Genomic DNA, 1441 nt, shown 5'->3' on the forward strand with positions numbered 1-1441 from the left:
TTTAATCGAAATGCAAATCGCATTGGTGAGCCGAGGGCCGTAAGGCACCGGGTAATGCGTGGAACCCCGGACGCTGACGCGCGAGCGGCTCACTAAATCAACAAGCCGCTCACCACGGTTCCGACATTCAACCGGTGCTAGCGGCCAAACGAAACACGGTGAAGCATTATTCCCTACAGGGAAAACGCAAATTAACTGTAGCGAAAGTCGCAGAGACTTTCGGCGACGCCAGTAAAACCGAAACTCTCTGCGATTTTCGCTACGAAAAAATGCTTCACAGCGTTGGCCAAACGGCTAACGGGATTTTACCCAATGGTTGCTGCCTACCGGCTTGAATGCTGTGTGGGGTAGGCATTGCTGGTATTCTTGGAGTTCCTCATTTTAAATGGACCGCCATGAGAATCACCGCTTGTATTGCCCTCGTGTTCAGCATCTTCGTTCTTGGCCGAGTGCAGGCCGCGTCGCCACCGAACATTGTCTTCGTGCTGTGTGACGATCATCGATTCGATTGTCTCGGGGCGGCGGGGCATCCGTTTATCGAAAGCCCCATCTTGATTCGATCGCTCGCGACGGAGCGATGTTGACACGAGCTTATGTGACGACGTCGCTTTGTTCGCCCAGTCGAGCATCCATCCTGACCGGCCAATATGCTCACAACCATCGGGTCGTCGACAATTACCATCCGGTCGACCCCACGCTGACGTTTTTTCCTCAACACTTGCAAAAAGCCGGATTTCAAACCGCCTTCATCGGCAAGTGGCACATGGGAGGCGAAATCGATGACCCTCAGCGCGGTTTCGATCACTGGGTCGCCTTCAAAGGCCAAGGAACGTATTGGCCCGATGGCCACGGCACGACGCGTGAAGTACCTCAAACGACCTACGATGGACTGAACGTCAATGGGAAACGCGTTCCGCAAACCGGCTATATCACCGACGAACTGACCGACTATGCGATCGATTGGTTACAAAAACGCGACTCCCAGAAGCCGTTCTTTTTGTATGTCAGCCACAAGGCAGTGCACTCGGATTTTGTTCCCGCCGATCGACATCGCGGACGTTATGCCGAACAGCCGCTTCCGATCAAAACGCCGACCGTCGAGCAGATGGAAGCGGGCAAATTACCGATGTGGGTTCGCAATCAACGAAACAGCCGACATGGAGCGGATTTCGGATACAACCTAGCCGATTTTTCGCCTGAGGTTTATTACCGGCGGTATTGCGAATCGATCCTGGCAGTTGACGACAGCGTCGGTCGGCTGATCCGTTTTCTGAACGCGAACGATTTACGAGACAACACGGTGTTTGTCTATATGGGCGATAATGGATTCCAGTTTGGCGATCATGGATTGATCGACAAACGTACCGCGTACGAGGCCAGTGCACGTGTTCCGCTGCTGATCATGGCACCGGGACGCATTCCCGCAGGGCAATCGTTTGAC

General features: G+C 53.8%; 1 pseudogene. It reads left to right on the plus strand.

The annotated features are described in order from the left end of the window. Positions 1-461: 461 nt before the first annotated feature. Positions 462-1441: pseudogene (locus RMSM_RS18045) on the plus strand (sulfatase-like hydrolase/transferase); the annotation flags it as partial.

This window comes from Rhodopirellula maiorica SM1 (assembly GCF_000346295.1).
Lineage (GTDB): Bacteria > Planctomycetota > Planctomycetia > Pirellulales > Pirellulaceae > Novipirellula > Novipirellula maiorica.